At 58.4% G+C, this 15,678-nt stretch carries 11 protein-coding genes, 1 tRNA gene, 2 rRNA genes and 2 pseudogenes; 11 read left to right on the plus strand and 5 right to left on the minus strand.

Annotated elements, in window-relative coordinates; translation table 11 throughout:
* The first annotated feature begins 9 nt into the window (after window positions 1–9).
* From H2O14_RS23120 to H2O14_RS23130, 3 genes are all read left to right on the plus strand, one after another.
* Window positions 10–2,811: ribosomal RNA gene (locus tag H2O14_RS23120) — 23S ribosomal RNA — on the plus strand.
* 233 nt (window positions 2,812–3,044) lie between these two features.
* A 5S ribosomal RNA gene (rrf, locus tag H2O14_RS23125) occupies window positions 3,045–3,159 on the plus strand.
* Between the two features lie 160 nt (window positions 3,160–3,319).
* Window positions 3,320–3,396, plus strand: a tRNA-Met gene (locus H2O14_RS23130).
* 616 nt (window positions 3,397–4,012) lie between these two features.
* Here the strand turns inward: H2O14_RS23130 and H2O14_RS23135 are convergent.
* The gene (locus tag H2O14_RS23135) at window positions 4,013–4,975 is read right to left on the minus strand and encodes a helix-turn-helix domain-containing protein (protein WP_182829737.1); all 963 of its coding nucleotides are present in this window, start codon (window positions 4,973–4,975) and stop codon (window positions 4,013–4,015) included.
* 299 nt (window positions 4,976–5,274) lie between these two features.
* On the opposite strand from H2O14_RS23135, the gene H2O14_RS23140 reads away from it, so the two are divergent.
* Window positions 5,275–6,195, plus strand: a complete 921-nt coding sequence (locus tag H2O14_RS23140; protein ID WP_182829738.1) for an AraC family transcriptional regulator — start codon at window positions 5,275–5,277, stop codon at window positions 6,193–6,195.
* Window positions 6,196–6,231: 36 nt separating this feature from the next.
* Here the strand turns inward: H2O14_RS23140 and H2O14_RS23145 are convergent, their stop codons facing one another.
* Window positions 6,232–7,125, minus strand: a complete 894-nt coding sequence (locus tag H2O14_RS23145) for an AraC family transcriptional regulator (protein WP_182829739.1) — start codon at window positions 7,123–7,125, stop codon at window positions 6,232–6,234.
* 181 nt (window positions 7,126–7,306) lie between these two features.
* Here H2O14_RS23145 and H2O14_RS23150 point away from each other — a divergent pair, with 181 nt between their 5' ends.
* The 6 genes and pseudogenes from H2O14_RS23150 (at window position 7,307) to H2O14_RS23175 (ending at window position 12,117) form a co-directional block, all read left to right on the plus strand.
* Window positions 7,307–7,864: a type 1 glutamine amidotransferase domain-containing protein gene (locus H2O14_RS23150; RefSeq protein WP_182829740.1), complete on the plus strand. Its 558-nt coding sequence runs from the start codon at window positions 7,307–7,309 to the stop codon at window positions 7,862–7,864.
* Between the two features lie 43 nt (window positions 7,865–7,907).
* Window positions 7,908–9,334, plus strand: a pseudogene (locus H2O14_RS23155) (NAD-dependent succinate-semialdehyde dehydrogenase).
* A 39-nt stretch (window positions 9,335–9,373) separates the two neighbouring features.
* On the plus strand, window positions 9,374–9,910 hold the full coding sequence (locus H2O14_RS23165; RefSeq protein WP_182829743.1) for a DUF2721 domain-containing protein: 537 nt from the start codon (window positions 9,374–9,376) through the stop codon (window positions 9,908–9,910).
* Window positions 9,907–10,671, plus strand: a complete 765-nt coding sequence (locus H2O14_RS29050) for a lyase family protein (protein ID WP_312858702.1) — start codon at window positions 9,907–9,909, stop codon at window positions 10,669–10,671. Before H2O14_RS23165 ends, H2O14_RS29050 begins: the two co-directional genes overlap by 4 nt.
* A complete protein-coding gene (locus tag H2O14_RS29055) occupies window positions 10,559–11,191 on the plus strand; it encodes a lyase family protein (protein ID WP_312858719.1) in 633 nt (210 codons plus the stop codon). The genes H2O14_RS29050 and H2O14_RS29055 overlap by 113 nt, the downstream gene beginning before the upstream one ends.
* Window positions 11,192–11,361: 170 nt before the next feature.
* The gene (locus H2O14_RS23175; RefSeq protein WP_182829744.1) at window positions 11,362–12,117 is read left to right on the plus strand and encodes an SDR family NAD(P)-dependent oxidoreductase; all 756 of its coding nucleotides are present in this window, start codon (window positions 11,362–11,364) and stop codon (window positions 12,115–12,117) included.
* Here the strand turns inward: H2O14_RS23175 and H2O14_RS23180 are convergent.
* Window positions 12,110–12,910, minus strand: coding sequence for a LysR substrate-binding domain-containing protein (locus tag H2O14_RS23180; RefSeq protein WP_312858720.1), 801 nt, complete (start codon window positions 12,908–12,910; stop codon window positions 12,110–12,112). The genes H2O14_RS23175 and H2O14_RS23180 overlap by 8 nt on opposite strands.
* A 271-nt stretch (window positions 12,911–13,181) precedes the next feature.
* Between H2O14_RS23180 and H2O14_RS23185 the strand changes: the two are divergent.
* Window positions 13,182–14,086 (plus strand): annotated as a pseudogene (locus tag H2O14_RS23185) (SDR family NAD(P)-dependent oxidoreductase).
* 109 nt (window positions 14,087–14,195) lie between these two features.
* On the opposite strand, the gene H2O14_RS23190 reads toward H2O14_RS23185, so the two are convergent.
* Complete coding sequence (locus H2O14_RS23190) at window positions 14,196–14,909, minus strand: SDR family oxidoreductase (protein WP_182829745.1); 714 nt, start codon at window positions 14,907–14,909, stop codon at window positions 14,196–14,198.
* A 74-nt stretch (window positions 14,910–14,983) separates the two neighbouring features.
* Complete coding sequence (locus H2O14_RS23195; RefSeq protein ID WP_182829746.1) at window positions 14,984–15,640, minus strand: peroxiredoxin-like family protein; 657 nt, start codon at window positions 15,638–15,640, stop codon at window positions 14,984–14,986.
* Window positions 15,641–15,678: the final 38 nt, after the last annotated feature.

The following is a 15,678-nucleotide window of genomic DNA, read 5'->3' on the forward strand; positions in this document are numbered from 1 at the left end:
AATGAGAACGATCAAGTGAAATAAGGGCAATTGGTGGATGCCTAGGCATGCACAGGCGAAGAAGGACGTGATACGCTGCGATAAGCCGTGGGGAGCTGCGAATAGGCTTTGATCCATGGATCTCCGAATGGGGGAACCCACCTCTGATGCTTGGTAATCTGGCCCGTCTTCGGACGGTCTTGGTTCCAAGCATTGAGAAGAGGTATCTGCACCTGAAAAGATAGGGTGTAAGAAGCGAACGCAGGGAACTGAAACATCTAAGTACCTGCAGGAAAGGACATCAACCGAGACTCCGTCAGTAGCGGCGAGCGAACGCGGACCAGGCCAGTGGCATCGAGGAATAAAGTCGAACAGGATGGAAAGCCTGGCAAGAATGGGTGATAGCCCCGTAGACGTAGAACACTCGATGTCCTTGAGTAGGGCGGGGCACGTGAAACCCTGTCTGAACATGGGGAGACCACTCTCCAAGCCTAAGTACTCGTGCATGACCGATAGCGAACCAGTACCGTGAGGGAAAGGTGAAAAGCACCCCGACGAGGGGAGTGAAATAGAACCTGAAACCGGTTGCCTACAAACAGTGGAAGGCCGCAAGGCTGACTGCGTACCTTTTGTATAATGGGTCAACGACTTAGTGTAACTAGCAAGCTTAAGCCGGTAGGTGTAGGCGCAGCGAAAGCGAGTCTGAACAGGGCGTTCAGTTAGTTGCATTAGACCCGAAACCAGGTGATCTAGCCATGAGCAGGTTGAAGGTTGGGTAACACCAACTGGAGGACCGAACCCGCATCTGTTGCAATAGATTGGGATGACTTGTGGCTAGGGGTGAAAGGCCAATCAAACCTGGAGATAGCTGGTTCTCCGCGAAATCTATTTAGGTAGAGCGTCGATCGAATACCCCGGGGGTAGAGCACTGGATGGGCTATGGGGACTCACCGTCTTACTGATCCTAACCAAACTCCGAATACCCGGGAGTACTAATCGGCAGACACACGGCGGGTGCTAACGTCCGTCGTGAAAAGGGCAACAACCCTAACCTCCAGCTAAGGTCCCCAAGTCATGGCTAAGTGGGAAAGGATGTGAGGATCCCAAAACAACCAGGATGTTGGCTTAGAAGCAGCCATCATTTAAAGAAAGCGTAACAGCTCACTGGTCTAGTCAAGGGTCTTTGCGCCGAAAATGTAACGGGGCTCAAGCCATGCACCGAAGCTGAGGCTTAGACATTCTTACGAATATCTAGGGGTAGCGGAGCGTTCCGTAAGCCTGTGAAGGGAGACCCGTGAGGGCTCCTGGAGGTATCGGAAGTGCGAATGTTGACATGAGTAACGATAAAGGGAGTGAGAGACTCCCTCGCCGAAAGACCAAGGGTTCCTGCTTAAAGTTAATCTGAGCAGGGTTAGCCGGCCCCTAAGACGAGGCGGAAACGCGTAGTCGATGGGAACCACGTTAATAATCGTGGGCCTGGCGGTAGTGACGGATCGCGTAACTTGTACAGTCTTACTGGATTGATTGTGCAGGGAAGCGGTTCCAGGAAATAGCTCCGCCATTATAGACCGTACCCGAAACCGACACAGGTGGTCAGGTAGAGCATACCAAGGCGCTTGAGAGAACTGCGTTGAAGGAACTCGGCAAATTGCACGCGTAACTTCGGAAGAAGCGTGACCCCTTTATACGCAAGTATTGAGGGGTGGCACAGACCAGGGGGTAGCGACTGTTTATCAAAAACACAGGGCTCTGCGAAGTCGCAAGACGACGTATAGGGTCTGACGCCTGCCCGGTGCTGGAAGGTTAAGAGGAGAGGTGCAAGCTTTGAATCGAAGCCCCAGTAAACGGCGGCCGTAACTATAACGGTCCTAAGGTAGCGAAATTCCTTGTCGGGTAAGTTCCGACCTGCACGAATGGCGTAACGACTTCCCCGCTGTCTCCAACGCAGACTCAGTGAAATTGAATTCCCCGTGAAGATGCGGGGTTCCTGCGGTCAGACGGAAAGACCCCGTGCACCTTTACTATAGCTTTACACTGGCATTCGCCAAGGCATGTGTAGGATAGGTGGTAGGCTTTGAAGCAGGGACGCCAGTCTTTGTGGAGCCATCCTTGAAATACCACCCTTATCTTCGTGGATGTCTAACCGCGATCCGTCATCCGGGTCCGGGACAGTGTATGGTGGGTAGTTTGACTGGGGCGGTCGCCTCCGAAAGAGTAACGGAGGCGCGCGATGGTGGGCTCAGACCGGTCGGAAATCGGTCGTCGAGTGCAATGGCATAAGCCCGCCTGACTGCGAGACTGACAAGTCGAGCAGAGACGAAAGTCGGTCATAGTGATCCGGTGGTCCCGCGTGGAAGGGCCATCGCTCAACGGATAAAAGGTACGCCGGGGATAACAGGCTGATGACCCCAAGAGTCCATATCGACGGGGTTGTTTGGCACCTCGATGTCGACTCATCGCATCCTGGGGCTGGAGCAGGTCCCAAGGGTATGGCTGTTCGCCATTTAAAGCGGCGGTACGTGAGTTGGGTTCAGAACGTCGTGAGACAGTTCGGTCCCTATCTGCCGTGGGTGTAGGAATATTGACAGGATCTGTCCCTAGTACGAGAGGACCGGGATGGACGTATCTCTGGTGGATCTGTTGTCGCGCCAGCGGCATAGCAGAGTAGCTATATACGGAAGGGATAACCGCTGAAGGCATCTAAGCGGGAAACCCACCTGAAAACGAGTGTTCCCTGAGAGCCGTGGAAGACGACCACGTCGATAGGACGGGTGTGGAAGCAAGGCAACTTGTGAAGCTTACCGTTACTAATAGCTCGATAGACTTGATCGTTCCCATTGCCTATGATCATCTTCATGAGCTCAGCTCATGAACATCTTTGTCCTCACGCTGACGCAGTCTGACGACTGCTACGCTGCGGACGGCGCGCCTGAAAAGTCAGGCGGCAGGCCCAAAGCCTGCAAAACGCCCAAACATTCGATCGAACCAGCAAATACGGACATGCTACTCGCTGATCCCTATTCGCTATTCGCAAAGAACCAGCTTCTCTGTTTGCCTTTCGCCGACCTGGTGGTCATGGCGGGGCGGCCGCACCCGTTCCCATTCCGAACACGGCCGTGAAACGCCCCTGCGCCAATGGTACTTTGTCTCAAGACACGGGAGAGTAGGTCGCCGCCAGGTCTGCAAAATGCAAACATCTCATAACTCTTCACAACACGCAGGCGCTTCCGGTATTTTTGCATAGCCAAAAACCTGTCGCGGTTCAGCCTTCCGGATTAAGCGATATTTTGCCTACGGCGAAAGTCGGTCGGTATTTTGCCTCCCGGCAAAAACCTGGTAACGCGGGGTGGAGCAGCCCGGTAGCTCGTCAGGCTCATAACCTGAAGGCCGCAGGTTCAAATCCTGCCCCCGCAACCACTGAGACTTGTAAATTAGACCATTCCAAATATTTTCTCTTAAGCTCCTCGCCATAACGGTCGAGGAGCTTTTTGCGTTTCTGCTCCGTATCGATCTCGCCAGACGCAATCCTGGCAACGAAAGCGTTATGCGCGGCTGCGATGAACTGCTGTTCCATCAGGTCCATGACATCCATCTGCGCGAAGATGGCAGCGATCAGTCCGTGGACCTGCAGTGATGCCGGCTGATGGCCGGGTGTCTTGCCGATCACCACGGTCTGCACCAGCTGACGCACGATTGGCATCAAGCCACGCTTGGCATCTTCGTTTCCGTTCCCACGTGCCATCGTTATGAGGTTGCGCATCCACACTGCGGTCTGCTCCGGATTATGACGTCGGCGGAGGTCTTCGATCTTCGCGAGCATATCGGGCTCGGACGTGTCGAACTCTGCAATCATCTTCATTAGCGAAAGCCTGTCTGTTGATTTGCACTGAGAACTGACCCGGGATTCGCGCCGAGAATTCTCGGTGCAAATCAACACTCGTGGACATCAGCGCCTCATCCTGCTTCCCTGTGCTTTGCAATGCTGATTTTTGCTGAAACCCGCACCGCCACACCGTGCGGTGCATCAGATGTCTCAAAGCAGTTCACTTGTTGCTGTGCTCAAAGATCTATACTGCCTCGGGGAGACTCCAAAGCGTATCGTAAACTGTTTTGACAAACCAGACAAGGACGTGAAGCCTGACAAGCGTGCGATTTCAGAAATTGGCAGGTCAGTGCTCAGAAGGAGCCGTCTGGCTGCGGCAAACCTGATGTTAGCCAGATGCTTGATCGGGGAGTGGCCAGTTTTTTCCTTGAACAACCGGAGAAAGTGGAAACGGCTGATGCAAGCTTCTGTAGCCAAACGATCGAGTGTCAGTGGTTGGTCGTAGTTTTCGGACATGAACTCCAGCACGCGAGCGAGACGAGAGTCGGTTAAGTGTCCAGGTGATCGAGGATCGTCTGAGAGTGATCGCATGCCGTAACGGCGCAAGATATGCGCGGCGAGCCATGTCGCTGTTGCATCTGCATACAGGTCACCGCCGTCGGCGTCCATCGCTTCCACTAGAGCATGCACCACTTCTGAAACAGCGCGGTCGCGTACCAGCACCGATCGATAGGCCGGGGTTTCTGATAGCTTGCCGGTTCTGCGGAACTCTTCATCGGCTGCCATCAGAAGTTGTTGTGGTAGATAGATAAGGCCTAGCCGGAAATCCTGCTCCCGACGGTCGGGAAAACGATAATTTGTTTTCTCAATTGTCCGATGGAGCATGGTCGAGCCCGGAGTGAAGTGATCCTGCCTCCATTGTCCGCCCAGCCGCGTATCGCAATGGAAGCTGCCTGCAAGCGTGACGCCGATCCGCAAGTCAGGAGTGGCCACTGAAGAGTAGCTCTCGGTGGACGAAACACCGCTGTGCACGTCAACGAGAAGCGATGACCACCCTTGATCGCGGCTCGATACGTGTTCTCGAGACGGTATAGCGTCGCGCGCCATCAGGCTTTCGTTCGCCACTTTCAAGGCTTGGTGAACATTTGTGGCCCGGCCTTCTTCGAACGACATTTGCGCCCTTTTTGCGGTTACCAATCGAGTGCTTAGAACATGTTGATCTTACCAAATGACATACTTCATAAATTGTCAAACCAAGAGCGATGGCCCAGTTAAAGCCCGGCCATCATTCTTGTCGGAAATTGCTGTTTTGTTTTCTCGTTTTGCCTTTCTAGTCTAGCGCCTATTCCCATCCCGATCCGCCGCCCGATACACGACAGCGTGTGGACGGGACGAAGTCGCGCCAAGACTTTGCGGGTTTCCCAACCGCTTTCCATCCCGGCTTCTGACATAACCTTTTCGAGGTGAAGCTCATGATTGAACGCAATTTGATTATCGACGCGATCTCGCGCCATGCTCCAGAAGACGGAACATTCGAGTGTGGCTTGCCAGGCGTCACTCTCATTCGCTGGTCAAGGCCAATCCTGCCCATGCCGGTAGTTTACCGACCGACGATGTGTATTGTCGCTCAAGGGAAAAAGCGCGCGATGCTGGGGTCTGAGGTCTTTATCTATGATCAGTCCCGCTATCTCGTTGCCTCTGTGGATCTGCCCGTCATGGGGTCGGTCATCGAAGCCAGCGTCGAGAAGCCCTATCTTTGCCTGCAGGTTGACCTCGACATAAAGGTGCTTGCGGAGCTCTCAGTCGAGTTTGCGGAGAAACCCAGCCAGGGCACCGCATCGACAGCCGGCTTGATGCTTCATGAGAGTGATCCGGGCATCTTGCATGCTGCATGGCGTATACTCAGCCTTCTGGACAAGCCAGACGATATCAGGGCACTGGCCCCTCTGGCCACCCGCGAGATCCTCTACCGACTGCTGACGGGCCCAGACAGTGGGCCGGTGCGAAGGCTGCTTAATTCGGGGAGCAGGCTGAAGCAGATTTCCCGCGCCATTGTTTGGATGCGGGAAAACTTCCGCGAGAATTGGTCTATCGAAGATGCCGCTGATGTCGCAAATATGAGCCGCTCTGCATTTCACAGCAACTTTAAGGCGATTACGCTGTTGAGCCCTTTAGAGTTTCGCACGCAGCTGAGATTGCAGGAGGCGCGGCGCCTGATGCTGAGCGAAGATCTTGACGCCGCTAGCGCAGGTTTTGAAGTCGGATACTCAAGCCCCTCGCAGTTCTCACGAGAATACCGGCGCGCATTTGGTGTGCCGCCCTCAAAAGACAAGACAGAGCAGCGCTATATGCACATTCCTCATTTTCAGGTGCCGAGCGGAGCGTCCGCATGAAGCAAGGCCGGCGGCTTAATGATGGTAATGGCCGGCTCAGGCGGCGACTTGGGTCTTGCTGAAACTCTCCCTTACATCCCGCGCGGGTGAGGCGCCAAACAGCCGGCCATATTCGCGTGTGAACTGCGGAACGCTTTCGTAGCCGACGGCATAAGCCGCATTGCTGATCGGCGCGCCGTCGGAGACCATCATGCGCCGCGCCTCGATCAAGCGCAGCTGCTTCTGGAACTGGAGTGGCGGCAATGATGTAACAGCCCGAAAATGGTGGTGGAACGAGGAAAGGCTCATTCCGGCCGCGTCGGCCAATTTCTCTACCGTCAGGGTCTCCGCGTACGCATTCCTGATCAGCGCGACGGCCCGCCCGATCCGGCTTGCATGGCTGTCGGTGACGCCGAGCGCTCGAATACCTGCGCCGTGCCGACCTGACAGCAGCCAATAATGCATTTCGCGGATCAGCTGGTTCTGTAGGACCGGGATCGAAGACGGGCGGTCGAGAAGCCTCATCAGGCGCAATGCGGTATCGGCGACTTCCGCTTCGGTCGGATCGACGCGAATGGGAACGCTTGTCTCCGCCTGGGCAATGCCGATGTCCATGACGAGCGATTGCGTTATCGCGAGATCGATATCGAGCACCAGTGAATAATACGGGATCGCCGCATTCGCCCGTGTGATCTGGCTGACATTCGGAACGTCAGCAGCAATCAGCAAAGAATCTCCCGCCCCGAAATAGAAGGTCCTGCTGCCCATCGTGACGCGCTTGGCGCCTTGAAGCACAAGCACCACCAGCGGTTTGGAAATCGCATACTGCATTTCGCTCGGTGACGTCGCACGCATGGCAAAGAGGCCGGGGATCGGCGTGCGCGCCACGCCAAACTTGTCGGCATTCGCGTCGGCGAAACAGCGCACGCATTCAAGGAGAGTGCGGTTCATTGGGTCCACTCCGATCCATCAGCATGCCGACATCCTATTAGCCGAGTGGACTTCTCCGCAAGCGACCTGGCGGATTGGGCAAGGATTCTGGATTCCGCGGCAACGCCGACCGGGGTGGCCTGCGATAGCTTGCTCCGAGACGGAAGCGACTTGCTTCCATACTTTTGAGCAAGGAAAAGTCATGACCGACCTGAAGGGCCGCAACATCCTGGTACTGGCAACCGACGGCTTCGAAGATGCCGAACTCTATAGCCCGCGCCAGTCACTCATCGAAACGGGAGCACGCGTTATCCTCGCCTCTCCCAAGGTCGACCCAATCCGCGGTTGCGTTTACAATGCCAAGACCGGCAATTCGGATAATTCGAACGAGACAATCACGCCCGATCGGCTAATCGCAGATGTCGACGCGGCCGACTTCGATGCACTCGTTTTGCCGGGCGGCGTAGTGAACCCCGACAAGCTGCGGATGGACAAGAAGGCCATCGCGCTGGTGAGGGATTTTGCCGACGCCGGCAAGCCCATAGCCTCGATCTGCCATGGCCCTTGGCTGCTCGTGGAGGCTGATGTCTTGCGCGGTCGGCGCGCCACGGCTTGGTATTCCATCCTTACCGATCTCAAGAACGCCGGTTCGACCGTCATCGACGCCGAAGTGGTGGTGGACGGCAACCTCATCACCAGCAGGATGCCATCCGACATCCCAGCTTTTACCAAAGCGATCGTCACCGCGCTTCAGAACTAACGGGTAAGCATCGGATTTTGCCAAAGTTCAAGAGGATATAAGAATGACGAGCAAGTTTCAGCTTTTGATAGATGGCGAGCAATGCGAGGGCTCGGAAGGCGCAGCCGTAGACGTGATCAATCCGGCCACAGGCGATAGTCTCGGCCAGGTGGCCTACGGGTCGCCGGCCGACATCGAAAACGCACTCGTCGTCGCCCGGCGCGGCCTGCAATCCTGGCAGGCGGTGCCAGCCTGGGAGCGCGGCCGCATCTTGAAGGATGCCGCCGGCATCATTCGCCGCGACGCCGACCGGATCGCCCGCATCCTGACCTTGGAGCAGGGGAAGATCCTCTCCCAGGCGCGAGACGAGGTTCATCGCGCCGCTGATTTCATCGAATGGGGTGGAGAGCAGGCGAGACGGATCGCGGGCCGCATTGTGTCGGGACGGCAGGTGGGTCAGCGGATCGAGGTACAGCCGCATCCGATCGGCGTAGTCGCTGCGTTGACACCATGGAACTTTCCTATGGCGCTCGCCGCCAAGAAGTTCGCCGGCGCATTGGCAGCCGGTTGCGCCATCATCTGCAAGCCGTCACAGGAAACGCCCGGTTGCGTCCTGGCGATGGGAGAGGCCCTGCTGGAAGCCGGCGTGCATCCTGCGGCGCTGGCCGTCATCTTCGGCGATGCCAACGAGGTATCTACCCAGCTCATCGAATCGCCAATCATTGCGAAGATCACCTTCACCGGCTCAATCCCGATCGGCAAGCGGCTCGCCGCTACTGCAGGACGGCAGATGAAGCCGGTGACGATGGAACTCGGCGGCCATGCGCCAGTCATCGTCTGCGGCGACGTGGACCCAGAGGCGATTGCGGAACTGCTGGCGCAGGCCAAGTTTACCAATGCGGGACAGATCTGCCTCTGCCCGTCGCGGTTCTTCGTCGAGGTAGGCATCGCCGAGCGCTTTGCGAGGCGCTTTGCAGAGGTCGCCAGGGGGCTGAAGGTCGGAGACGGTCTGGATCCGTCCACCGATGTAGGCCCGCTGGCCAGCGAGCGTCGCGTCGAGGCCATATCCCGTCTGGTCGACGACGCTCGCGAACGGGGTGCGACGATCCTCGCCGGTGGAGAACGCCTCGGGGACGCGGTTTCTTTTATGCTCCGACCGTCCTCACAGGAGTGGCTGGCGATGCTGCCGTACTTCATGAGGAACCTTTCGGTCCTATTGCTCCAATCCTGCCCTTTACCGATGAAGAGGCAATGCTCGAGGCGGCGAACGGACTTGAATTCGGGTTGTCGGCTTATGTCTTCACCCATGACGGCAAGAGACAGCGGCGGCTAGTCGATGCCCTGCACTACGGCGCCGTTTCTGTGAACGGTAGCTTGACCCATCTGCCGGAAGCGCCCTTGGGCGGCTGGAAGGACAGTGGAATTGGAACCGAGGGCGGCATCGAGATCCTCGAGCCCTACACAATCACCAAGCACGTCAACCTCGCCTGACCGACAATGTAACAACCAGGTGCCAACAACGGCACCTGATTGAGCGGAGCCCGACCAATGGTAACTATCGATTCTGCTGCAATTCCCCTCTCATTCGTGGCCGGACCGGCCGTTTTGGCGAATGTTTGCGCCATTCTCCAGAACGGAGTGAATATCCGCCACGCCCATTCGGTCGATCATTGGAGAAGCCTCCAGTCCCTGCGCGCCGGGCAAGGCGGAAAAGCAGCCGGGCTCTATTCGGATACGGACGCTGCAATTGCGCTTTCCGGTCGACGGGTTCGCCTGCAACTGCGTGCGACAGAACTGTTGACGCTAGGGACATGCAGCTTCGGGGTGACCAGCCTGCTTTCGCTTGGATGGTCGATGCTCGCCGATGCCGACAGCGCCAATGCGGACATCGACTGGAGGGCGGCGGCTTTTTCCGTGTCGACGATCTTCTGTGCGTGGGTCGGGCTCTTCATTCTCATGACGGCGGCCGTGACCGTCATTCAGGAAAGCGCAGCTGCGCGGGAATTGATGCAGCTGCATGGTCTGAACGTGCCTTCCCAGACGGAAGCCGCCGGAGATCGGCCATGAGCACGCTGTCTCTCCTCGATTCCCCTTTGTTCGGCGGCAGCCTCGTTAATGGCGAAATGCGCAGCCTGTTCGACAACGCTGCCTTTATAAACCGATGTGTCGAGACCGAAGTCGCACTCGCCACATCCGAAGCGCGTCTTGGTCTCATTCCCGAGGCCGCTGCCGCTGCGATCGCCTCGGCAGCCCGGACGATCCGTTTCGACCTGACCCGGCTTGGGCGCGAGACGGAGCTCGTCGGCTATCCGATCCTGCCGATCGTCGAGCAAATGGCCGATGCCTGCGGCGAGGCGGGAGGGTATCTTCACTGGGGTGCGACGACGCAGGACATCATGGACACGGCCACGGTCCTGCAGATCCGCCATGCGCTCGATCTGGTCGAACAGCAACTTGAGGACACAGTTAGCGCACTGCGAAAGCTTGACATCGAACATCCCGACACCCTGATGGCGGGGCGAACCCATCTGCAACAGGCATTGCCGATTACATTCGGCTACAAGGCCGCCGTCTGGCTGTCAGCACTTGAGAGACATCGCGAACGCCTGGTGCAACTGCGTCCGCGTGTTCTCGTGGTGCAGTTTTCCGGGGGCTTCGGGAACGCTGGCGTCCCTCGGAGAACACGGACTGGCCGTACAGGCAGAGCTCGCTCGCATCCTCGGCCTTGCAACGCCCAGCATCACCTGGCACGCCGCCCGCGACGGGGTGGCGGAGGTCGTCCAGGTCCTGGCATTGGTTTGCGGCAGCCTTGCCAAGATTGCGTTTGACGTTTCCGTCATGATGGCGACGGAGCTCGGAGAGGTCTCCGAACCCTTTACCCGTCACCGCGGCGCGTCCAGCACCATGCCGCAAAAGCGCAATCCGATCTCCTGCGAACTCATTATCGCGGCTGCCAAGATGGTAAGGCAGCATTCGGGCCTGATGCTCGACGCAATGGTTCACGACTTCGAGCGCGCCACAGGCCCTTGGCATCTGGAGTGGTCCGCCATTCCTGAAAGTTTCGCCCTGACTTCTGGGGCCCTCTTACAAGCCAATTTCATGCTGTCGGGCCTCGTCGTCCATCCTGACCGCATGCTGGCGAATCTGGGGATCTCGAAAGGCCTGATCGTCGCTGAAGCGGTGATGATGGCGCTCGCGCCGCTGACCGGTCGCCAGACCGCCCATGATCTCGTCTATGCCGCCTGCCGGCGCGCGGTGGGCTCCGGCAAGCCGCTTCTTCAAGGAGCTTGCGGAGACGCAGGACGTGGCGGTCCCGCTAGGCCGCGAGCGCCTACGTCATCTCACTGATCCGGCAAATTATCTCGGCTCTGCGTCGCAGATGGTCGATCGCATTATCCAGTCCACTCCAAGCGTCGGATTGGAGAAATAGGCAAGGTCGCCCAGAATCCGGCAAACGCCGGATCGCGTCCCCTGCCATAAGGTTCCTGTCACAACAAACAGATACAAGGAGAACGGAAATGAATACAGTTTCCCTCATCACCGGCGGCAGCCGTGGTCTCGGCCGCAACACTGCAGTCAGCATTGCGCGTCATGGCGGCGACGTGATCCTGACCTACCGCAGCGGCGCGGCCGATGCGCAAGCCGTCGTAGCGGAAATCGAAGCTCTCGGCCGCAAGGCGGTCGCCCTGCAACTCGACGTGACGGATTTCGACTCGTTCAAGGCATTTGCAGACAATGTTCGGAATACCCTGTCATCGACCTGGGGCCGCGACACATTCGATCATTTGGTCAACAATGCCGGACAAGGCGAAATGGCAAGCTTTGCCGAGACGACCGAGGCCCAGTTCGACGCCCTGTTCAACACCCATGTGAAGGGCGTCTTCTTCCTCACTCAGACTCTTCTGCCGCTGCTGGCCGATGGTGGCCGGATCGTGAACTTCTCCTCGGGCCTTACCCGAGTCTCTGCTGCTGGCTTCTCGGCTTATTCCGCCGCCAAGGGCGCCGTCGAGATTCTGACCCTCTACATGGCAAAGGAGCTGGCCGATCGCGGGATTACTGCCAACACGGTGGCGCCGGGAGCGATCGAGACCGACTTCCTCGGCGGCGCCGTTCGCGATATGCCCGATCTCAACAAGCAGTTCGCCGGCATGATTGCGCTCGGCCGTGTGGGTGTCCCCAACGATATCGGTCCCATGGTCGCAAGCCTTCTGGGTCCCGACAACCGCTGGATCACCGCGCAGAGGATAGAGGTCTCCGGCGGCCAGGTCATCTGAATCGGCGTGGTCCAAAAACAAGTTGAACGGAATCGGTGGTTCGATTCCGTTCAAGAGCGCGGATGTGACTGCGGAGCTCCCAGGAAGTCGAGAAACGCACGCATTCCCGCCCCGAGATGTCGATGCCTCGAGTAGTACAGGCAAAGCCCAGGATATGGTGGCGTCCAATCCGCCAGCACCTGCCTGAGCGTTCCGTTAGCAAGAGCTTCCGCGCCAGCCATCGCGTCACGTATGCAAGACCGCAGCCTTCGAGAGCAGCTCTCAGGAGGAGCCGGGACTGGTCCACTACGAGGTTGCCGGTGGTAGACAAGACGACGTCTTGGCAGCGACGCTGGAACTCCCACCGATATATGGACCCGCTCGCCATCCGCAATTGAATACACTCATGTATAGCAAGATCCTTAGGAGTCATGAGAGGAGGGGATGCATCCGGATAGGCGGGCGACGCCACCACAATGTGCTGCTGATCTGGGCCGATCGGGATAGCTATCATGTCTTCGGACACGAGCTCCGCCGCACGCACACCGCAATCGAACCCGCCCTCGGCGATGTCGACCAGTTTCCCCTCAGACCGGATATCGAAGCGTATTGCTGGCTGGAGCTTCATGAAGCGGGTCACCAGCGGCATCAACACCTGCTCGGCGGCGTTGGCGTCACAGTTGATCCGCACGAGCCCGGACGGCGACGCTGCCTGCTCATGCAACTCCTCGATCGCCATTCCGATCTCACCGATTTGCTGGCAAGAGCCGCCGGCAAGCCGGCGGTCAGGTTCTGTCAGCGAGACGTTTCTCATTGACCGGTGGAACAGCTTAACCTTGAGACGCTTTTCCAGCCCGGCCACCGCGTGGCTCAAGGCCGACGCCGTCTGCTCGAGCGTCCTCGCGGCCGCGCGAAAGCCTCCGTGCTCGGCGACGGCGAGGAAGGCGGCGAGCTCGCCGGGGGAAGCGAGCTGACTGTACGAATTAGCTCATCATTGCGTGTAGTATTCGTCATCTAGTTCACGAATGCCATGTGCTTATCTTGCGGACAAGTCAAATGTCTGAAGGAGTACGATCGTGACATCTATGCCGTTTGGATTTTCATCGACCGCCGCCGACGTTCTGGTGGGCGTCGATCTCGCCGGCCGGAACGTCATCGTGACCGGAGGAGCTGGGGGCATCGGGTTAGAGACGAGCCGTGCGCTTGCAGCCGTGGGCGCGGCAGTGACGATCGCTGCTCGTCGTCCAGACGACGCCGAGAAGGTGGTGGAGGAACTAAAGCGGACGATCCCCGGGGCTCGCCTGCGCGTCCGCCGCCTTGACCTTGCAGACCTATCCTCGGTGCACGAATTCGTCGAAGGTTGGAACGAGCCTTTGCACGTCCTTGTCAACAACGCAGGCGTCATGGCCATTCCGGAGCTGGAGCGGACCAGGCAAGGGCGGGAGATGCAGTTCGCCACGAACTATCTTGGACACTTCGCGCTTGCGACAGGTCTTCATCCGCACCTTGTGAAGGCGAACGGCGCCCGCGTCATTTCCGTCGCTTCAAGCGGCAACCTGTTCGCGCCTGTGTTTTGGGACGATCCGGACTTCCGTTTCATTCCCTATGACCCGCTGCTTGCCTACGGACAGTCGAAGACGGCCTGCATCCTGACGTCCGTTGGCATCACGCGAAAATGGGGCAACGACGGCATCACGTCGAACGCTCTTAACCCCGGAGCAATCGCGACAGGACTCCAGAAACACACCGGCGGCCTGCGCACCCCTGAACATCTGCGCAAGACGGTCGAACAGGGGCGTCTACTTCGGTGCTGCTCGCTGTCTCGCCGCTCGTGGAGGGCATCTCCGGCAAATACTTCGAGGACTGCCAGGTGGCTCCAGTCGTCAACGAGCGCGGATCAGGTCCGTTCAATGGCGTCGCGAAGTATGCCGTTGATGAGGAAAATGCGGGACGGCTGTGGAACATGGCAACGCGGATACTGGGCGAATAATCAGCGAGTGCACGCCGTTCCTTTGGCGGGACGGCATGGCAGTTCAGCACGACCTGCCGTGGTCAGGCCCTGGCCGCCACCGTGTTGAGTTTTAGCTAAGCGGATGCCTTTAGAACGCTGCTTTGCCGACGGAGGCGCCGCCGTCGATATGCAGCGTCTGGCCTGTCATGAACCCTGCGTCATCTGACAGCAGGAAGGCGAGCGCCGCGGCGACCTCTTCTGGCTTGCCAAACCGCCCCATCGGAACGCCTGCGAGATATCGAGCCTCGCCATCGCTCCCGGCCGGGTTGTTCGCCCTGAACAGTTCGGTTTCCGTCGGACCTGGCGAAACGGCGTTGACCGTGATGCCAGTTGCGGCAAGTTCCAGAGCCCAGCTCCGAGTGAAGCTGACAAGTGCGGCCTTTGCGGCGGCATAACTTGTTCGCTGCACGCTTCCGAGGACGGTGAGGCTTGAGATGTTGACGATCCGTCCCCAACCGCGCGCCCGCATGCCGGGCAGCGCTGCTTGCGTGGCGGCGAGAGCCGGATGCAAATTGACGCGCATGACCTCTTCGAGCGTCTCAACCGCGATTTCGCCTAGCGGCTCTGCCCGCACCAGCCCGACATTGTTGACGATCCCATCGATCCCGCTGTCGCGGACGATGGCCGCAAGTTGATCGCCGGCTGCGCGGTCTGAAAGGTCGAGCAAGTGGAGCTGGCCAGGAAAGCACTCGGTCGCGTTGCGGGCCACGCCAATAACCTCGTGACCCTGTCCTGTCAGGCGGATCGCCAGGGCGAGGCCGATGCCCTTGCTGGCACCGGTAATCAGAAATCTTCTTTTCATGGCAAGATCCTTGACCCCGCCTCCGAAGAGCTAGGGTGCTCTGGTGTAGACCGATCAGGCGGCGGTGCGGGTGGCTACGGCACGAGTGCCGGCAACATGTCTTCCGGCTCCGGGCGGCGGGTATAGTCCGGATTGACCTCGGCATAGAGGATTACGCCATCTTGGCCGACGACGTAGCGGGCAGGCATGGGCAGGGTCCAGCTCGGATCGCCGTTGAAAGCCTGAAGATCGTTCTTCAGCGACTTGTAGAGCTCGATCAGATAGTCCTGCATCTGGAAGCGCAGGCCGAAGGCGGCTGCGACATCGTTATGCGGGTCCGACAGGATCGGGAAGGTCAGATTGTTCTGGCGCATCGACTTGCGGCTGTTGACCGGATTCTGCGGAGAGATGGCGACGAGCTTCGCACCCATCGCCTCGAACTGCGGCAGCGCTTCCTGCAGGGCCTGAAGTTCCATGTTGCAATAAGGGCACCAAACACCGCGATAGAAGCTGATGACCAACGGTCCATGCGCCAGAAGGTCGGCAGACGAAACCGGATTGCCGTCAGGATCGGAAAGGGTGAATTCCGGCAGCCTGTCACCCGCCTTCAGCGCCCTTTGGGCAGCGCCCGAAGCGATCAGTTCGGCCGTGGCCCGATGCATAGTCTCGATCACCGAATAGGGGACGTTATAGGGTGGCTTGCCGGCTTCGAAATCGGCCTTGAAAGCATCGAGCTTGGATTGCAGTGTCATCGTCATCCTCCTTGAACTGTAATTGGATTGGGAGTTTT

Source organism: Rhizobium sp. G21 (genome assembly GCF_014158035.1).
Classification (GTDB): domain Bacteria; phylum Pseudomonadota; class Alphaproteobacteria; order Rhizobiales; family Rhizobiaceae; genus Rhizobium_E.

What these genes read in the sequence shown, in the direction of transcription:
- H2O14_RS29050 (WP_312858702.1), top strand. Translation starts at nt 9,907, where the DNA reads ATGAGCACGCTGTCTCTCCTCGATTCCCCTTTGTTCGGCGGCAGCCTC.
- H2O14_RS23140 (WP_182829738.1), top strand. Translation starts at nt 5,275, where the DNA reads ATGATTGAACGCAATTTGATTATCGACGCGATCTCGCGCCATGCTCCA.
- H2O14_RS23180 (WP_312858720.1), bottom strand. Translation starts at nt 12,910, where the DNA reads ATGAGAAACGTCTCGCTGACAGAACCTGACCGCCGGCTTGCCGGCGGC.
- H2O14_RS23135 (WP_182829737.1), bottom strand. Translation starts at nt 4,975, where the DNA reads ATGTCGTTCGAAGAAGGCCGGGCCACAAATGTTCACCAAGCCTTGAAA.
- H2O14_RS23175 (WP_182829744.1), top strand. Translation starts at nt 11,362, where the DNA reads ATGAATACAGTTTCCCTCATCACCGGCGGCAGCCGTGGTCTCGGCCGC.
- H2O14_RS23150 (WP_182829740.1), top strand. Translation starts at nt 7,307, where the DNA reads ATGACCGACCTGAAGGGCCGCAACATCCTGGTACTGGCAACCGACGGC.
- H2O14_RS23145 (WP_182829739.1), bottom strand. Translation starts at nt 7,125, where the DNA reads ATGAACCGCACTCTCCTTGAATGCGTGCGCTGTTTCGCCGACGCGAAT.
- H2O14_RS23190 (WP_182829745.1), bottom strand. Translation starts at nt 14,909, where the DNA reads ATGAAAAGAAGATTTCTGATTACCGGTGCCAGCAAGGGCATCGGCCTC.
- H2O14_RS23195 (WP_182829746.1), bottom strand. Translation starts at nt 15,640, where the DNA reads ATGACACTGCAATCCAAGCTCGATGCTTTCAAGGCCGATTTCGAAGCC.